This is a genomic window from Olleya sediminilitoris, assembly GCF_016785945.1.
GTDB classification, from domain to species: domain Bacteria; phylum Bacteroidota; class Bacteroidia; order Flavobacteriales; family Flavobacteriaceae; genus Olleya; species Olleya sediminilitoris.
Genome location: NZ_JAEMEF010000016.1, coordinates 12,123 through 30,236, shown reverse-complemented (window position 1 = coordinate 30,236; position 18,114 = coordinate 12,123). Strand labels below are relative to the sequence as shown.

At 30.5% G+C, this 18,114-nt stretch carries 22 protein-coding genes and 1 tRNA gene; 15 read left to right on the top strand and 8 right to left on the bottom strand.

The features are described 5' to 3' along the window. Window positions 1-9 precede the first annotated feature (9 nt). Genes JAO71_RS14480 through JAO71_RS14460 form a run of 5 tightly spaced genes read right to left on the bottom strand, consistent with a single transcriptional unit; the run spans window position 10 to window position 2,430 of the window. Window positions 10-1,086, bottom strand: coding sequence for a DNA topoisomerase IB (locus JAO71_RS14480; RefSeq protein ID WP_203001506.1), 1,077 nt, complete (start codon window positions 1,084-1,086; stop codon window positions 10-12). 10 nt (window positions 1,087-1,096) lie between these two features. After that, window positions 1,097-1,531 (bottom strand): hemerythrin domain-containing protein, encoded by a 435-nt coding sequence (locus tag JAO71_RS14475; protein WP_054851556.1) that lies wholly within the window; start codon window positions 1,529-1,531, stop codon window positions 1,097-1,099. Window positions 1,532-1,551: 20 nt separating this feature from the next. Further along, on the bottom strand, window positions 1,552-1,752 hold the full coding sequence (locus tag JAO71_RS14470; protein ID WP_028290491.1) for a hypothetical protein: 201 nt from the start codon (window positions 1,750-1,752) through the stop codon (window positions 1,552-1,554). A 2-nt stretch (window positions 1,753-1,754) separates the two neighbouring features. Continuing rightward, window positions 1,755-2,102, bottom strand: a complete 348-nt coding sequence (locus tag JAO71_RS14465) for a phage holin family protein (protein WP_116823232.1) — start codon at window positions 2,100-2,102, stop codon at window positions 1,755-1,757. 1 nt (window position 2,103) lies between these two features. Beyond that, window positions 2,104-2,430: a YtxH domain-containing protein gene (locus JAO71_RS14460; RefSeq protein WP_028290493.1), complete on the bottom strand. Its 327-nt coding sequence runs from the start codon at window positions 2,428-2,430 to the stop codon at window positions 2,104-2,106. Window positions 2,431-2,620: 190 nt separating this feature from the next. Between JAO71_RS14460 and JAO71_RS14455 the strand changes: the two genes are divergently transcribed. Both JAO71_RS14455 and JAO71_RS14450 read left to right on the top strand, forming a co-directional pair. Beyond that, the gene (locus JAO71_RS14455) at window positions 2,621-3,985 is read left to right on the top strand and encodes an NAD-dependent succinate-semialdehyde dehydrogenase (protein ID WP_116823233.1); all 1,365 of its coding nucleotides are present in this window, start codon (window positions 2,621-2,623) and stop codon (window positions 3,983-3,985) included. A 5-nt stretch (window positions 3,986-3,990) separates the two neighbouring features. Further along, window positions 3,991-4,143 (top strand): hypothetical protein, encoded by a 153-nt coding sequence (locus tag JAO71_RS14450; RefSeq protein ID WP_162874852.1) that lies wholly within the window; start codon window positions 3,991-3,993, stop codon window positions 4,141-4,143. 41 nt (window positions 4,144-4,184) lie between these two features. On the opposite strand, the gene JAO71_RS14445 is transcribed toward JAO71_RS14450, so the two are convergent. Continuing rightward, window positions 4,185-4,259: transfer RNA gene (locus JAO71_RS14445), tRNA-Pro, on the bottom strand. Window positions 4,260-4,482: 223 nt separating this feature from the next. On the opposite strand from JAO71_RS14445, the gene udk reads away from it, so the two are divergent. The 13 genes from udk (at window position 4,483) to JAO71_RS14380 (ending at window position 16,226) form a co-directional block, all read left to right on the top strand. Then, a complete protein-coding gene (udk, locus tag JAO71_RS14440; RefSeq protein WP_054851560.1) occupies window positions 4,483-5,091 on the top strand; it encodes a uridine kinase in 609 nt (202 codons plus the stop codon). Between the two features lie 5 nt (window positions 5,092-5,096). Beyond that, complete coding sequence (locus JAO71_RS14435; protein WP_036600125.1) at window positions 5,097-5,396, top strand: FtsB family cell division protein; 300 nt, start codon at window positions 5,097-5,099, stop codon at window positions 5,394-5,396. Beyond that, window positions 5,389-6,711, top strand: coding sequence for a methylmalonyl-CoA mutase subunit beta (locus JAO71_RS14430; protein ID WP_203001504.1), 1,323 nt, complete (start codon window positions 5,389-5,391; stop codon window positions 6,709-6,711). Before JAO71_RS14435 ends, JAO71_RS14430 begins: the two co-directional genes overlap by 8 nt. A gap of 13 nt (window positions 6,712-6,724) precedes the next feature. Then, window positions 6,725-7,420 (top strand): hypothetical protein, encoded by a 696-nt coding sequence (locus JAO71_RS14425; protein ID WP_054851562.1) that lies wholly within the window; start codon window positions 6,725-6,727, stop codon window positions 7,418-7,420. A gap of 208 nt (window positions 7,421-7,628) precedes the next feature. After that, entirely contained in the window at window positions 7,629-8,060 is a 432-nt protein-coding gene (locus JAO71_RS14420) for a hypothetical protein (RefSeq protein WP_203001502.1), read from the top strand. Continuing rightward, entirely contained in the window at window positions 8,060-10,180 is a 2,121-nt protein-coding gene (gene scpA / locus JAO71_RS14415) for a methylmalonyl-CoA mutase (RefSeq protein ID WP_028290500.1), read from the top strand. Before JAO71_RS14420 ends, scpA begins: the two co-directional genes overlap by 1 nt. Window positions 10,181-10,427: 247 nt before the next feature. Continuing rightward, complete coding sequence (locus JAO71_RS14410) at window positions 10,428-11,192, top strand: ParA family protein (protein WP_028607771.1); 765 nt, start codon at window positions 10,428-10,430, stop codon at window positions 11,190-11,192. 3 nt (window positions 11,193-11,195) lie between these two features. Then, window positions 11,196-12,104 (top strand): ParB/RepB/Spo0J family partition protein, encoded by a 909-nt coding sequence (locus JAO71_RS14405; RefSeq protein ID WP_054851566.1) that lies wholly within the window; start codon window positions 11,196-11,198, stop codon window positions 12,102-12,104. Beyond that, window positions 12,094-12,735: a DUF5683 domain-containing protein gene (locus JAO71_RS14400; RefSeq protein WP_054851567.1), complete on the top strand. Its 642-nt coding sequence runs from the start codon at window positions 12,094-12,096 to the stop codon at window positions 12,733-12,735. Before JAO71_RS14405 ends, JAO71_RS14400 begins: the two co-directional genes overlap by 11 nt. Window positions 12,736-12,780: 45 nt before the next feature. After that, complete coding sequence (gene dapB, locus JAO71_RS14395; protein WP_203001500.1) at window positions 12,781-13,482, top strand: 4-hydroxy-tetrahydrodipicolinate reductase; 702 nt, start codon at window positions 12,781-12,783, stop codon at window positions 13,480-13,482. Between the two features lie 63 nt (window positions 13,483-13,545). Next, window positions 13,546-15,240: a signal peptidase I gene (gene lepB / locus JAO71_RS14390; protein WP_203001499.1), complete on the top strand. Its 1,695-nt coding sequence runs from the start codon at window positions 13,546-13,548 to the stop codon at window positions 15,238-15,240. Between the two features lie 52 nt (window positions 15,241-15,292). Beyond that, entirely contained in the window at window positions 15,293-15,922 is a 630-nt protein-coding gene (locus JAO71_RS14385) for a WbqC family protein (protein WP_203001497.1), read from the top strand. Beyond that, entirely contained in the window at window positions 15,915-16,226 is a 312-nt protein-coding gene (locus JAO71_RS14380; protein WP_028290508.1) for a DUF6122 family protein, read from the top strand. Before JAO71_RS14385 ends, JAO71_RS14380 begins: the two co-directional genes overlap by 8 nt. A 2-nt stretch (window positions 16,227-16,228) precedes the next feature. Here the strand turns inward: JAO71_RS14380 and JAO71_RS14375 are convergent, their stop codons facing one another. Then, window positions 16,229-17,245 carry an endonuclease/exonuclease/phosphatase family protein gene (locus JAO71_RS14375; protein ID WP_116823243.1) on the bottom strand — a complete coding sequence of 339 codons (1,017 nt, stop codon included), beginning with the start codon at window positions 17,243-17,245 and terminating at the stop codon, window positions 16,229-16,231. Window positions 17,246-17,253: 8 nt separating this feature from the next. Continuing rightward, on the bottom strand, window positions 17,254-18,114 hold the full coding sequence (locus JAO71_RS14370) for a rhomboid family intramembrane serine protease (RefSeq protein ID WP_203001495.1): 861 nt from the start codon (window positions 18,112-18,114) through the stop codon (window positions 17,254-17,256).

Here is an 18,114-nt window from a genome sequence, read left to right as displayed (position 1 = left end):
AGAAAAATATTAATCAAACTGAGGCTGATAAGATTTAAGTAACTGCATCATCACATGTTCCATTTTGGTGAAATTTGCTGTTTTTCTGGCTAATGCTTCCTGCTTAAAATAATTTACAATCGTGCCATCTTGATAACTACTAATAACAGCTGGATGTATATAATATTTTTTACACACATTACGACTATTACCTAATTGCTTTGCTGCAATGTCTATAGCTTGAATTATATTTTTATTATTTTGTTTTACATTGGAAACATAACCAATAGATTTTAGGGTTTCAAAGCAAATGATACTTGCTGCCCAAGTCCTAAAGTCTTTTGCTGTAAATAAAGTTCCGCTTAAGGTTTTTAAATAATCATTCAACATGGTACTATCCACCTTGTGCTTTTCTCCAAATTCATCATAATACTGAAACAATTCCCAACCAGGTATGTCTTCACATTTATTAACTAAACGTATTAATTTCTTATTTCTTAATGAAATTTTATATTCTTTACCTTTCTTTCCTGTAAATTCAAATAAAATTCTATCCTTATAAGTATTAACATGCTTACTTCTAAGTGTAGTTAAGCCATAAGTCTCATTTCGCTTTGCATACTGAGTATTTCCAACTCTTATATGCGTTTCTTCCATTAATCTTACAATTAAAGCTAAAACTTTAGTTTTAGTCCAAGTGTTTTGATCTAAATCCAAATCCACTTGAGCACGAATATTTGGTAGCTGTTGGCCAAACAAATACATTTTATAAAATTTAGTCTGACTCCTTATTTTATTCCATTTAGGATGGTAGCGGTATTGTTTGCGTCTTTTAGCATCTCTTCCAACAACTTGAAGGTGACCATTTTTTAATTCAGAAATCTTAACGTTTTTCCAAGCTGGAGGTATAACTAAGTTATTAATTCTGCTTAGCTCCGTTTTTTCTTTGATAATTTTATTTTTCAGTTTAAAAATAAAATTATCATCCTGTCTTTCTCTTATAATTTTTAAGTTGGACGGATTGGTATAAACCAAATCAAATTCTTCTATAACCTGTTCTGGTTGTAAAAGAATTTGATTGTAAATTTGTTTTGTTAAAGCCTTCAATTTGTTAAAATTAAAGGTTATTCACCATGTAATCACTATACTGTTTTGCTAAGCTTTCTTTTTCATTTTCATTAAAAACTTTTCCAGCCAATTGAAAAAAAACATGCTCCTCATCTTCCAAATGATGCTCAACTTTTTCTTTAAGATCTTTAGCTATTTTTAACCATGCAGACGAGCTGTAATCGGTCTCATCTAATTGATTAATCAATTCATCTATTTCATGATGTTCAGCAATACCGTGTCTGGCTTTCTCTTGCATCATATCATTACTAATTAATGGCTTATAAAAATGGCGCTCTTCAGCTTGAGCGTGAATTTCTAATTCGTTTTTTAACGATTTGTAGATATCATCTCTTTGGTCACTGTCGCCTTCTGTTTTAACAAGTCTATCAAGTAAGTGACGTTGTGTATCGTGGTCTTTTCTAATAGATTCAAATATAGTCATGGTGGTTGTTTTGTGGTTAATTATTTTATAATTCTTTTTAATAGCATCATGGTACTAAATTTAGAAATCATTTTATATCCAGTTTGTAACCAATTTGGTAGTTGGACTGCTTCTTTAAAATCTCCTTTAATGCCTTTAAGTTCTTCCCAAGCAATATCTTTTTCAAGACGTAAACGCTTTAAATTAATTTCAATATCTTCTTGTGTTTTATATTGTGCCATAATTATTCAAAAAAGGTTTTAGATATAGATTGGATGACTTTATTATTTATGTGTTTTCTAGCAACGTATATAATAATTGCAAAAACAATAAAAAATAAACCAACTATTAAAAATCCACCTGAATAACTATCCATTACATTACCTAATGCAATGGAAGCTGCTATTGCCATAAAAACAAAAGCAATCAATATTAAACCACCAATTAAAAGTGCTTTTAAAACTAAACTTACAGATGTAGTTAGTTGCTCAAAAACTTTTAATTTGTAGTACTCATGAGATTTTTTAAGATATTCCTCTCCTTTATCTATAGCTTGGTTGGACGAGTCTTGTATCGATTCAAATACAGTCATCTTATTTCTGAAGTTTTTTGTTCTTCAATTTTAATTCTTTCAACTTATTCTCTAAAGTTGTAATAACGTCATCTGCTTTGTAACTTACATCAGATACTATTGACTCTAATTGAGTATCTAACGTATGTTTTTTAGAAGTCAAAGTACTAGTTACTTGATCTTTCATATGTAAAGCACTATCGGTTAGTTTATCCTTGGTAGCAACCGCATCCTCTTTAAGTTTCTTTCTAGTATTGCTTCCTTTATCTGGTGCAAATAAAATTCCAACTGCTGTACCAATTGCTCCTCCTAATAATAATCCTAATGCTGTGTTTGTGTTCTTACTCATTTTTCTTTTTGTTTTTTTGGTTAATAAATTTACTCTAAGAGCTCTCTCAAAGTAACTTACTCAAAGATAAAATTTTAACATTAAATAATTCTTAATAAAACTTTAAATAAACTGATAAATCTATGTTAAAACACAAAATTACAAAGCTAAAAATACTGATTATTCATAATTTTAACAAAAACAAAAAGAGATGAAAAAGCAAGTTGAAACCTATAATCCGTATACAGGCGAAAAATTAAAATCTTACAACTTTAATTCAAATTCTGAAGTCAATTCTAAACTTGAAACTGCTAATCAAACATTTAACGATTGGAGTAACAAACCAATAGCACACAGAGTTAAACTTTTAAAGAATTTAGCCAATTTACTTGAAGACAATAAACAAGAGTATGCTAATTTAATGACTGAAGAAATGGGAAAACCTATATCCCAAAGTATAGCTGAAATCGAAAAATGTGCAACCTTATGTGATTTTTATATCGCTAATGCGGAAAACTTTTTAGCAGATCAAATTATTGAAACCGAAGCTTCAGAAAGCTTCATTAGTTACGACCCATTAGGAGCAATTCTAGCCATAATGCCTTGGAATTACCCATTTTGGCAAGTCTTTAGATTTGCTGTTCCAACTTTAACTGCAGGTAATGTTGGGCTTTTAAAACATGCTTCTAATGTAACAGGAACTGCTTTAGCCATTCAAAAACTTTTTACTGATGCTGGATATCCTGAAGGTTGCTTTCAAACCTTAATCATTCAACATGATCAAATGGACAGCTTATTAGAAAACGATACTATAAAAGCTGTAACATTAACTGGTAGCGAAAAAGCAGGTCGAAGCATTGCTGCTTTAGCAGGAAAAAACTTAAAAAAAACAGTCTTAGAGTTAGGAGGAAATAATGCATGCATCGTATTAGATGATGCTAATCTGGATAAATATATAGATACAATGGTAAATGCACGTATGCAAAATAATGGTCAAAGCTGTATTGCTGCAAAAAGGTTTATTGTAACTAAAAATATTTATGACACATTCTTAACAACATTTACTAATAAAGTAAAAGACTTAAAACAAGCAAATCCTAAAGACTATGATGCTTACAGTACCTCAATGGCTAGAGAAGATTTAGCTAAAGAGCTAGAAGAACAAGTTTCTAAATCATTACAATTAGGAGCAAAAGTTCATTATGGAAATTTAAGAGATAAAGCAAAATACCAACCAACAATCATTACAGACGTAACTACTGACATGCCAATATTTAAAGAAGAAACTTTTGGTCCTGTTGCAGCAATAATTAAAGCAAAAGACAAAACAGAAGCTTTAAATCTTGCCAAAAATTCAAGATTTGGTTTAGGAACCATGATCTTCACCGAAGATATTGATAACATTTATCAAGATATTAGTCAAATTCCTGATGGTGCACTTTTTATAAACGAAATGGTTAAGTCAGACCCAAGATTACCATTTGGTGGTACAAAAGCATCAGGTTATGGAAGAGAATTATCTAAAGAAGGTATTTTAGAATTTGTAAACACTAAAACAGTATATATTAATAAATAAAAACTATGAGTTTGATAAAAGAGAAAAACGAAAACACAAAAGATTACATTTTACAAAAAGACAAAACCACAAAACGTACAGGAGGATTTATAGCTGTCGTTCTAATAGTATTAATAACAGCGGTAGTTGCGTCAGGTTATATATTCAAATGGTTTTAATATATAAAAAAAAGCTTCAGTAAAAACTGAAGCTTTAAAAGTCGGGGTGGCAGGATTCGAACCTGCGGCCTCCACGTCCCAAACGTGGCGCGATAACCGGGCTACGCTACACCCCGAATTTGATTATCTTTCCTTAAAAACTATTTGTTTTTTTGGAGGTGCAAATATATACCTTTTCTTTAAACTAAAGTTATTTTTTCAAAAAAAATTTTTAAAAATAAATCTAGCAAGACAATTTCTACATAATTAAATAAAACTAATTTGCATTTACATAACATCAATAACAAACATCCTAAAGATTTTATTAAATTTGTACTTTAAAAGATTTAATAAAATATTATGCTAATTATAGGTATTGCAGGAGGAACTGGTTGTGGTAAAACGACGGTTGTTAATCAAATTTTAACTCAGTTACCAGAAGGAGAAGTTGGTATTATTTCTCAAGATTCATATTATAAAGATACAAGTCATCTAACTTATGATGAGCGTATTAAAATTAATTTTGATCACCCAAGATCAATAGATTTTGAATTATTAGAACAACATTTAAAAGAATTAAAACAAGGTCAACCAATTGACCAACCTGTATATTCGTTTGTAAAACACAACAGAACTGGTGACACCATCAGAACTAAACCTAGAAAGGTTATGATTGTAGAAGGTATTTTAATTTTAACACATCCTGAATTGAGAGAGATGTTTGATATTAAAATTTTTGTGCATGCGGATAGTGATGAACGACTTATTAGAAGACTTAAACGCGACATTACTGAACGTGGTAGAGATATTGACGAGGTTTTAACACGTTACCAAAACACACTTAAACCAATGCACCAACAATTTATACAACCAATGATGGAGTATGCTGATATAATTATACCTAACAACAAATATAATACAGTTGCTGTTGGTATTGTTAAAACAATTATTAACGAAAAACTTCAGTAATTAAGATGAAATGGTTCAAAAACATATATATTCTTATCCTCATCATTTTTGGTGTATGGATGATATTTTTTGACACCAATTCTTTGCTAAACCATAATGACGTCAACCAAGAAAAAAATAAATTGGAAGATGAAAAAGAATACTACAAAAAAGAAATCATTAAGGATAAGCAAGCTATCAAACGTTTGACTAGCGAAGATGGTCTAGAGACGTTTGCTAGAGAAAAATATTATATGAAAAAAGAGAACGAAGATATTTATATCATCGAGTATGCTGACAGTTTAAAGACTAATAACAATGAATAATTCACTTTTTTCCGCATTTGAAAAAGTATCATCTAAAGCATGGAAACAAAAAATACATGTAGATTTAAAAGGTGCTGATTATAATGACATTTTAATTTGGAACACCAATCATGGTATAGATGTTAGACCATTTTATCATCAAGATGAAATGACTGAAACATTAACCATCAGACCGCAACAATGGACGATTGGTCAAATTATATTTGTTCAAAATGAAAGTGCTGCAAACCTTAAGGCTATTGATGCTTTAAACAGAGGTGCACAAACAATAAAGTTTGTAATCCCTAACAACTCTATTTCAATTGAAAAAACACTATTAAATATTGACCTTGACACTGCCGATATTAAAATAGAACTTCAGTTTTTTAACCAAGAATATATAGATCAACTGGCTAAAATTTCTGCGAAAGCAGTATTAATTATAGATCCAATTGGTCACTTTGCTAAATCAGGTAACTGGTTTAACACAACTAATAACAGCTTAATAGTTAGTAATACTATTACCATTAATACTGATACGTATCAAAATGCAGGAGCAAATATAACGCAACAATTAGCGTATGGTTTATCACATTTAAACGAATATTTTAATGTTGCTCAAGCTGATGTTTCTGCAATACAACAGGTTACTTTTAATGTAGCCATTAGCACCAATTACTTTTTTGAAATTGCAAAACTTCGTGCTTTTCGTGCACTTTATAACACTTTAGCAGCTGAGTATAATTGTGATGCAGATTTGGTAATTAATGCAATCCCAAGTAAACGTAATAAAACTATTTACGACTACAATACTAACATGCTTAGGACTACAACAGAGTGTATGAGTGCCATTTTAGGTGGTGCAAACACAGTTTTTAACTTGCCTTACGACGCTATTTACCATAAAGATAACGAGTTTGGCGAGCGTATTGCCAGAAACCAATTGTTAATTTTAAAAAACGAAAGCTATTTTGATATTGTCAACAATGCTTCAGATGGTAGTTATTACATCGAAACTTTAACCTCTCAATTAGCAGAGAAAGCTTTAATTATCTTTAAAGATATTGAGGCTAATGGTGGTTTTATCGCTCAGTTAAAAGAAGGCAGTATTCAGAAAAAAATAAAAGAAAGCGCTGCCAAAGAGCAAGAACAATTTGATAATGGACAAGTCACTTTGTTAGGAACCAATAAACATCCTAATAAAAATGACAAAATGCAAAATGAGCTGGAATTGTATCCTTTTGTTAAAATGAACCCAAGACAAACTTTAATCGAACCTATTATAGAAAAAAGATTAGCCGAAACCCTTGAACAAAATCGTTTAAAAACCGAATAAAATCAAAACAACCATGAGTACACGTATTTTAAAAATTTCATTATTATTAATCATTGCTTTTAATTTAAGTTGTAATACAAATGAAGCTAAGCTTGAACAGTTTAAATACGCTGACCAAAAAGAAACCATAACTTGTAATACAGGTTATGACGCTATTTTAAAAGAAGCTTTGTATACTTTTGAGAGTGATATTATTAATAAATACGACCCAAAACAAAAAAACAAATTACGCGCTTATCGTGCATATATCAGTAATTACATTTCTAACAGAACCGCTTTACAAGAAACAGTTTCACCTCACACCAAAGCTGTTTTTGATGTTTTAAAATCCAAAAAAACATTATGGAATGGCAAACAGTTAAACTACAGTAGCCCAGAAGTAACATGTATTATTGACAATTTAAACGACAAAAACTTAAAGCAAACCATACAGTCATTATTATCTGTTAATAGTATGAGTTCGGACTTATTTGCTGCACCATTAAGAAGTAGTACTGCATACTCAAGAGATGCCTATTTAGCAACTTTTGTTGCTTTAGATTTATACTATTCTAAATTACATGACATAGATTTTTCTAAAGTAGATTTAACAGCAAACACACCAAAACCAGAACCAATAGATTTTAATAAGACACCTGCTAAAACACCTTTAAAAGTTAAAGAACCTATTAATAATAATATTGACCATACAGGACATAATCACAACTAATAAGTAAACCACTTTATCGAAACACAGTTTGAAAATAAAAATTTCAATATTAATAATTCTATTTATTTGTTTTTCTTGTGAAGAGAAAAAGAAACAAACTGTTGTCAAACAAGAGATATTTGGTAAATATTTCAACTTAAAAAAAGATAATATTGATATTTATTTACCTAATACCTTACATCAATATAACTTAGTTGAATACAAAAGAATGCTCAATACTATTGAAGATTCAATAGCTAGAGAATCTGAGATATTGCGTTATAATATTTTAAAATATTCAAAAAAAAACGTTTACTTCTTTAGATCTGCAAATCATACTACAGATGTTTCCGTAAAAATGATTGATTATTATCCATTTAGTAAAAAAGATTCTAATTACATGTCATCTTTATTAACGCATCATTGTCAAGAAATTGCCGAAACAACCAATAGTACATGTACAAAGATAAAATCAGGCTATTCAGGAAACCATAAAACAAAAGCTTTTATGGCTAAATTTAAAATCGATTCAGAAACAGAACCTTCTAGCTGTTCAACTATATATGCTGTAAGTTCTAATTCTAAATCTTTTATAATAACCTTTCGCTCTTTATTGAACAGAGATTATAATAAGTTCATACAAAAAACCATAATTAACTAATGGCTAGAAAAGACCTTCAACATATAACCCTAAAATCTGACGCAAAAAAGTTAAACACAAACAACAATACGTTTTTAACTGCAGAAGACATTAGTATTAAATCTGAATATTCTAAAGACGATTTAAGTCAAGTCAATCATATAGATTTTGTTGCTGGATTAGCACCTAATTTACGTGGACCTTACAGCACGATGTACGTTAGAAGACCTTGGACTATACGTCAATATGCAGGTTTTAGTACAGCTGAAGAAAGTAACGCCTTTTACAGACGTAATCTTGAAGCTGGTCAAAAAGGATTATCTGTTGCTTTTGACTTAGCGACTCACAGAGGGTATGATTCTGATCATCCACGTGTTGTTGGAGATGTTGGCAAAGCAGGTGTTGCGATAGACTCGGTTGAAGACATGAAAGTGTTATTTGATCAAATCCCATTAGATAAAATGTCTGTTTCAATGACCATGAATGGAGCAGTTTTACCTATCATGGCTTTTTATATTGTAGCAGCTGAAGAGCAAGGTGTTAAACCTGAATTACTGGCAGGAACTATTCAAAATGATATTTTAAAGGAGTTTATGGTACGTAATACTTACATCTATCCTCCTACTCCTTCCATGAAAATCATTTCGGATATTTTTGAATACACTAGTCAAAATATGCCTAAATTTAATAGCATTAGTATTTCTGGCTATCATATGCAAGAAGCTGGAGCAACTTGCGATATTGAACTAGCATATACACTTGCTGATGGGCTAGAATATATTAGAAAAGGACTAGCTGCAGGAATGGATATAGACACTTTTGCGCCAAGATTATCCTTTTTCTGGGCAATTGGGATGAATCATTTTATGGAAATTGCAAAAATGCGATCTGCTAGAATGCTTTGGGCAAAATTAGTAAGTCAATTTAACCCTAAAAACCCTAAAAGTTTAGCACTACGTACACATTGCCAAACTAGTGGTTGGAGTTTAACCGAGCAAGATCCTTTTAATAATGTAGCTAGAACAACCATTGAAGCTGCTGCTGCTGCTTTTGGTGGTACACAAAGCTTACACACTAATGCATTAGACGAAGCCATAGCATTACCTACAGACTTTTCTGCTAGAATTGCACGTAACACACAAATATTTTTACAAGAAGAAACTAATATCACTAAAACAGTTGATCCTTGGGCAGGTAGCTATTATGTCGAAAAACTCACACATGATATTACTGAAAAAGCTTGGTCTTTAATTGAAGAAGTTGAAGCTTTAGGTGGTATGACAAAAGCAATTGAAGCTGGTATACCAAAGTTACGTATTGAAGAAGCTGCTGCTAGAAAACAAGCACGTATTGATTCTGGTCAAGATATAATTGTTGGCGTCAATAAATATGTACTAGATGAAGAGGATGCTATTGCAACGCTTGAAGTAGACAACCAAACTGTACGATTACAACAAATTGAAGGTTTAGAAAAGATAAAAGCCACTAGAGATACAAATAAAGTGAATCAAGCTTTAGCCAATTTAACTAAAGCTGCTAAAACAGGTCAAGAAAATTTATTAGCTTTAGCTGTAATTGCTGCTCGTGAAAGAGCTACTTTAGGTGAAATTAGTGATGCTCTTGAAGCTGAATTTGGACGCTATAAAGCACAAATAAAATCATTTTCTGGCGTGTATAGTAAAGAAATTAAAGATGATAAGTCTTTTGCAAAAGCAAGAGCATTAGCAGACCAATTTGCAGATCAAGATGGTAGAAGACCACGTATAATGATTGCAAAAATGGGACAAGATGGACATGATCGTGGTGCAAAAGTTGTAGCAACTGGCTATGCAGATGTAGGCTTTGATGTAGACATTGGACCATTATTCCAAACTCCAGAAGAAGCTGCAAAACAAGCGGTAGAAAATGATGTACACATACTTGGTGTATCCTCTCTTGCAGCTGGACATAAAACTTTGGTTCCGCAAGTTATTGAAGAACTAAAAAAATACGGTCGTGACGATATAATGGTAATTGTTGGAGGAGTGATACCAAAACAAGATTATCAATATTTATTTGATGCAGGTGCTGTTGCTGTTTTTGGACCTGGAACAAAAATTAGTGATGCTGCTATTAAAATTTTGGAAATTTTAATAGATTAATCACTCATCAAATTCCTACATAAACAATCAAATTTATAAATTATATACAAAAATGTGAGTTTGTTTTTATATTTAAAGCATAACCATCATTAAAATAGAAGTTTAAAGCAGGTTTATAAACCAAGGTTGTTTCATTTAAAACATTGTTAACAACTAAGGTTTTTATTAGTCATAAATAATTGTATTTTTACGCTGGTCTTTTAGCTTTTGTTAAAAGCTAAAATTTCAATAAAACCAAATCGAATTAATGGGTAAAATAATAGCAATTGCCAATCAAAAAGGTGGTGTTGGTAAAACAACAACCTCAGTAAACTTAGCAGCTTCACTAGGTGTTTTAGAAAAAAAAGTCCTACTTATTGATGCAGATCCACAAGCTAATGCAACATCTGGTTTAGGTATAGATGTTGAAAGTGTAGATATTGGTACCTACCAATTATTAGAGCATACAAACTCGGCTGCACAAGCTGTATTAAAAACAGATTCGCCTAACCTTGATCTTATTCCTGCTCATATAGACTTAGTTGCTATTGAAATAGAACTTGTAGATAAAGACCAAAGAGAATACATGCTTAAAAAAGCATTAGAAGACATCAAAGATCACTACGATTATATCTTAATTGACTGTGCGCCTTCTTTAGGCTTACTAACCCTTAATGCTTTAACAGCCTCAGACGCTGTAATTATACCAATACAATGTGAGTATTTTGCATTAGAAGGTTTAGGAAAACTATTAAACACTGTAAAAAGTGTTCAAAAGATACACAACCCAGAATTAGATATTGAAGGCTTACTACTTACTATGTACGATTCACGTTTACGTTTATCTAATCAAGTCGTAGAAGAAGTGCAAAAGCATTTTAACGACATGGTGTTTTCAACTATCATTCAACGTAATGTTAAGTTAAGTGAAGCACCAAGTTATGGAGAAAGCATTATAAACTATGACGCATCAAGTAAAGGTGCAAGTAACTATTTAAGTTTAGCAAAAGAAATTATTACAAAAAACTCCTAAAATATGGCGAAGGCAACAAAAAAACAGGCTTTAGGACGTGGACTTTCAGCATTATTAAAAGATCCAGAAAATGATATTCAATCTGCAAAAGATAAAAATGCAGATAAAGTTATAGGAAACATAGTTGAGTTAGATTTAGAAGCTATTGAAATGAATCCATTTCAGCCACGTACTAATTTTAACGAAGAAACTTTACGTGAATTAGCATCTTCTATTAGAGAATTAGGGGTTATACAACCTATTACTGTTAGAAAATTAGGATTTGAAAAATACCAATTAGTTTCTGGAGAGCGTCGTTTTAGAGCTTCAAAATCCATTGGGTTAGAAACTATTCCTGCTTATATCAGGATAGCTAATGATCAGGAAAGTCTGACTATGGCATTGGTAGAAAATATCCAACGTCAAGATTTAGACCCTATTGAAATTGCTTTGTCATACCAACGTTTGATTGATGAAATTGAGCTGACTCAAGACCAAATGAGTGAGCGTGTTGGAAAAAAACGAAGTACCATTTCTAACTATTTACGTTTATTAAAATTAGATCCAATTATTCAAACAGGAATGCGTGACGGATTTTTATCTATGGGTCATGGTCGAGCTATAATTAATATTGAAGATCAAAATATACAGTTAGAGATTTACGAAAAAATATTGGCTAACAAACTTTCTGTTAGAGATACTGAAGCTTTAGTACGTAACTACAACACAACTAAAGAAGTCAAAATCCCTGTTAAAAAAGAAAAAGAACAATTACCAATTTTTGTTAAAAAAGGAATCAGTACATTTTCTGAATACTTTGGACATAAAATAGACGTTAAAGTATCTAATAATGGTAAAGGTAAAATAACGATTCCTTTTCATTCTGAAGAAGATTTTAATCGTATTAAAAAGCTAGTCGAAGGTGGTAAATAAGCCATATCTATTCTGTGTTATATTCTGTTTATTTTGTGCAATTGGTTTTGCTCAAACAGATGATGATGCTGTCAAAACAACAGATAGTGCTAAATCGTCAAAAAAACTACCTAAATCCTTAAAACAAAAAAAAAGAGACAAACCTGTAATTATAGATAGTACAGTTGTAAAAAAAACTAAAGCCTATGATCCTTTAGCGCCATCTAAAGCTGCCTTCTATTCTGCTATTTTACCAGGTTTAGGCCAAGCTTATAATGGTAAATATTGGAAAATCCCTATAGTCTATGCTGCATTAGGAACAGGTATATATTTTTATATAGATAATAATAAGCAATATAAACGCGCTAGAGACGCTTATAAAAGACGTTTAGCTGGTTTTTCTGATGACGAATTCCAAGATCGTATAACAGATGACGGTCTAAGAGAAGCTCAAAAAAACTACCGTAGAAATAAAGAATTATCACTTTTAGTAACTGTAGGCATGTATGCTTTAAATATAATTGATGCCAATGTTGATGCGCATTTACTACAATATAATATTAATGACGATTTAAGTTTAAAACCACACTATCAAATTGAAGAAATTGATAATGTGGGTCGTGTAGGATTAACTTTAAATTTTCAATTTTAAAACTATAGTTTTCAATAATTCTGAAAACTAAAACACTATCATCTTATGAAAATAGCTTTACTAGGCTACGGTAAAATGGGAAAAGCAATTGAAACCATAGCATTACAACGTGGTCATACCATAGTAATTAAAACTTCAAAAACTGACAATTATACTATTACAGATGCAGATGTAGCCATTGACTTTAGCATCCCTTCTGCTGCATTTGGAAACATTAGTAATTGTATTAACAATCAAGTACCTGTAATATCTGGTACTACAGGATGGTTAGATCAATATAACGATGTGGTTTCGCTTTGTAAAAAACAAAAAGGGGCTTTTATTTATGCTTCTAATTTTAGTTTAGGAGTAAATATCTTTTTTGAGCTAAATGAAACTTTAGCAAAAATGATGTCTAAATTAACGGATTACAAATTAGATATTGAAGAAATACACCATACTCAAAAATTAGACGCGCCAAGTGGTACTGCTATTACTTTAGCAGAAGGTATCATTAAAAATAATGACGCTTATAAAGGATGGGAATTAGATAAAGCTAATAATAACAATATACCTATAGTTGCTAAACGAATTCCCGAAGTACCAGGAACGCATACTATAAGTTACACTAGTCCAATTGATACTATAAAAATAGAACACGAAGCACACAACAGGCAAGGTTTTGCTCTTGGTGCTGTTATAGCTGCAGAGTGGATTGTAGATAAAACTGGTGTTTTTACTATGAAAGATGTGTTAAATATTGGGTAACTTTATTAATTTTAACAACATTTGCAATAATAGATTAACCAAAAAACAATAATTTTTACCAATATGGACGTTACGCAGTGGATTATATTTTTTCTAGTTATTCAGGTTTTACATGGTTTAGCCACTTGGAAACTATACATTAAAGCTGACAGACAAGCTTGGGAAGCATTTATTCCTGTTTATAATGCTGTAATTTTAATGAAAATTATTAACAGACCTTGGTGGTGGACTATTCTATTGTTTTTACCAATTGTTAATCTCATTCTATTTCCAGTAATTTGGGTTGAAATTGCAAGAAGTTATGGCAAAAATTCTGCTGTAGATACCTTTTTAGCTATTTTCACTTTTGGTTTTTATAGTTTTTATTTAAACTATGTCGCTAAGGACATCAACCATATAAAAGATAGAGACTTACAACCTAGAACAGAAGTTGGTGATTGGGTAAGCTCTATATTATTTGCAATTGTTGCTGCAACTATAGTGCATACATATTTTATTCAGCCCTTTGTTATACCAACATCATCACTTGAAAAAACACTATTAGTTGGTGATTTTTTATTGGTAAGTAAAGTACATTATGGTGCAAGAGCACCTCAAACTACAGTAGCTTTACCAATGATACATGATGCAATACCAGGAAGTACTACACCATCCTATCTTAAATTTCCTCAATTACCAAAATTTAGATTTCCTGCTTTTCAAAGTATAAAACGTAATGACATTGTTGTTTTTAACTGGCCTGTAGATACTTTAGTTGACATAAATAATCCTTATGGAGAAGTAAGACACAAACCAATTGACAAAAAAACTAATTATGTAAAACGTTGTGTTGGATTACCTGGTGACAATCTATCTATTAAAGATGGTTATGTTTATATAAATGGAACTAAAAACCAATTACCAGACAGAGCTAAACTACAGTTTTTTTATAAAGTTATATTAAATGGTGTGTCACCTGAATCTATTTATCAAAAATATAACATTACAGAAAAATACGACCAATACGTTTTTAAAACTGAAACTGCTAATTTTAATAGACCTCAATTTCAGAATTACTTGAAGGTCAAGAAAATTGGTGTAGATATCACTAAACAGGATTCATTACAAGTTAACTTTACAGCTAATATTGATCAAGAATCATTTAACTTGTTAAAATTAGATATTGCTGAAAGTCAATTACATGTTAATCTAACTGAAGATTTAGCGACTATAATGAAAAGTGATCCTGACGTTAAAAGCGTTACTAAGGATTTATCTAATAGTACAACTGAAAACATTTTCCCTAATGCTCCTGGATATACTTGGAACAGAGATAATTTTGGACCAATTTACATACCACAAGAAGGAAAATCTATTGATATTAATGTAGATAACTTACCGGTTTACAAACGCTTACTAACAGCCTATGAAGGCAATACTGTTAATGTAAAAGGCAACCAAGTCTTAATTAATGGAAGAATTGCAACCTCATACACCTTTAAACAAGATTATTATTGGATGATGGGAGACAACAGACACAACTCTCAAGATGCAAGAATGTGGGGTTTTGTACCGTTTGATCATGTTGTTGGAAAACCTGTTTTTGTATGGATGAGTTATGATACTAACGGAAAAGGTATTAATAAAATACGTTGGAACAGATTATTTACAACCGTTGGTGGTAATGGTAAATTAACCTCTTATTTTATTCCGTTTTTAATAGTATTAGCTTTATTTTTTGGTTACAAAAAATTTAGAAAAAATAAAAAAACCACTTAAAATCCAAAAACATTAGTATTCTAATATTAATTTAAGTGTACTCCATTTTAAAATGAATATAGTACTACATCCAACATATTTTCCAAGTATAGCACAATTTGTTGCTATAGCTAAAGCTGAAAGTCTGACGTTTGAAATACATGATAATTTTCAGAAACAATCTTACAGAAATAGGACTTATATTTATGGAGCAAACGGAAAGCTACAATTAAGTGTACCTATTATTCATAGTCATAAACAACGTCAGCTTTATAAAGAAGTTAAAATTAGTGATGTAGATAATTGGCAAACTGTACATTGGAAAAGCTTAGAGTCAGCTTACCGAACGTCACCTTTTTTTGAATTTTATGAAGATGAATTACAACCGCTTTTCAATGTAAAATCAGATTTTATTTTTGACCATAATCTTAAATGTTTTGAAATAGTTTGTGATTGTCTTCAATTGGATATGACACCAAAATTTACAACTACCTTTGAAAAGGAAACTAATGCAAATGCAAAAGATTATAGGTCCTTATCAAATGCAAGACAGGAACAAAATTTTAATTTTGAAGCTTACACACAAGTTTTTAGTCCTAAACATGGCTTTATAAGTAATTTAAGTATCCTTGATTTATTATTTAACGAAGGTACAAATGCTTTAAACTATTTAGAAAATCAAAGCTTAATACATAATGATTAGACCGTTTATACATTACGGAATTCATTTTTTACTACCACTTTTAGTAGCAGTGTTATTTTTTAAATCTAATTGGAAAAAAGCATACTTAATTATGCTTTCAGGGTATTTAATTGACTTAGATCATTTATTAGCTACACCAATCTTTCAGGCAGACAGATGTAGTATAAACTTTCATCCTTTACACAGCTATTACGCAATTGCATTATATATTATTTTACTATTACCCAAAACCACTAGGTTAATAGGTCTAGGATTAGTAATTCATATTATTGCAGATATTACAGACTGTATTTTAATGTCTTAAAATTAAAATGAAATTTTAGTAAGTATAGGAAAGTGATCAGAGTATTGTACATCATAAGTTTTAAAACTGTTGACATTCCACGATTTATCAACTAAAATAAAATCTATACGTAACGGAAAAAACTTAAAGTTGTAGGTACGTCCAAAACCATTACCTTGTTGTTTAAAAGCATCTTTCATGTCTCCTCTTATAGCTTTATAAACGTATGAAAAAGCAGAATTATTAAAATCACCACTTATAATTGATTTGTGTGGACTTTGGTTTTTATGTTTTAAAAACAATTCTGTTTGATTTTGCTGAAGCTTAAATGCCTCTCCTATTCCATGTATCAATTCCTCAGAATTTTGGGTAGTTAAGCTTTGTACTCTTGGATCAATTCTTAAAGATTGTAAATGTAAATTATACACTCTAACAGTATCTTTACCTTTAACAATATCTGCAAAAATGGCATTATTAGCTGTTTTAGGAAATTGAACAGAGCCAGAATTAACAATAGGATATTGAGAAAATATAGCTTGTCCTATTTTTTTAGTTTTGTCATCCAGTTTTTTGTATTTGTATTTGTAAAAAGAAAAATCAATACTTTCTTGCTCATGATATTCTTGAATACATAAAACGTCAGGATTTTCATTCTTTACAAAATCTACAAGTTTCTTATCTATAGCATCATCTTCAATCCAATCGTAAAGGTTAAATAAACGCACATTATAATTCATAATAGATAAACTATCTGCATCATTTTCTTCCCAGTTAGAGAATTTGTACAACGATCCAAACAAAAAATAGCCGACTGCTATGACTACTAAAGACAGTAATAATTGCTTTTTTATTTTAAGCAACCAATACACAAAAAATAAAACGTTAAGTAATATTAAAAAAGGAACACCTAAACTTAAAACAGATAATATTGCAAATGTTTTTGGCGGAATATTAGGCAAAACATAAGATAACAACAATAAAAAAGCAGCAATAGAATTTATGAAGAACACGACTTTCTCTAAAAAATTTAAATTCTTCATATTATTAATTATTTACCAGCTTTAAATAAAAACTCTTTTTCTTCTTTAGACAAACTATCATAACCACTTTTGCTTATTTTGTCTAATATGGTGTCTACTTTTTTCTGATTATTAAATTGGTTAAACTCTTCTTTTTTATAACCAGCAACTTTCCCTTTTTGTTTATGTACAGTTTTTAAATTGGTCGAAGGACGACTTTTAAAAACATCAGTAATCCAATCCATAAAACGCGAAAAACCTGTACCTATATCTTGACCTTTAACTAGCTGTTTAGCGTAAACAAAACCTAATAAAGCACCTCCTAAATGGGCTAAATTTCCACCAGCATTTTGACCACTAAATATATTAATAATATCAAAGCCAATTAGCACTGCTCCTATCCACCATAATTTTAAATTAAAGGTAAAAAACCTTAACTCTTTATTAGGCATATAAGTACACAAAAATATTAAAATAGCTCTTACTCCTGCAGATGCACCAATTAAATAGGCTGGTTGTAAAAATAATTTTGGCAGCAAGTTATAACCTAATAAAAAAGCCAAACCTCCTGATATAATACCCATAAAATAGATATTAAGTGCCATTTTAGGACTAAATAAATTAAGCATGATTCTACCTAAAAAGTAAAGCCATAACATATTAAATAGCATGTGTAACGGATCAAAATGAAGAAATCCGTAACTGATAATTGTCCAAGGTTTATATAAGAAACCAATAAAGTCACTAGGTAAACGTAGCCACACAAATATTACAGGAACCAAACGTCTTAACAATAAAGCAAATAAAAATACTACAACATTAATTGCTATAATTTTTTCTAGCACATTTAGTCTAGCATATTTATATTTTAATTGCTGAATTTGATTCAT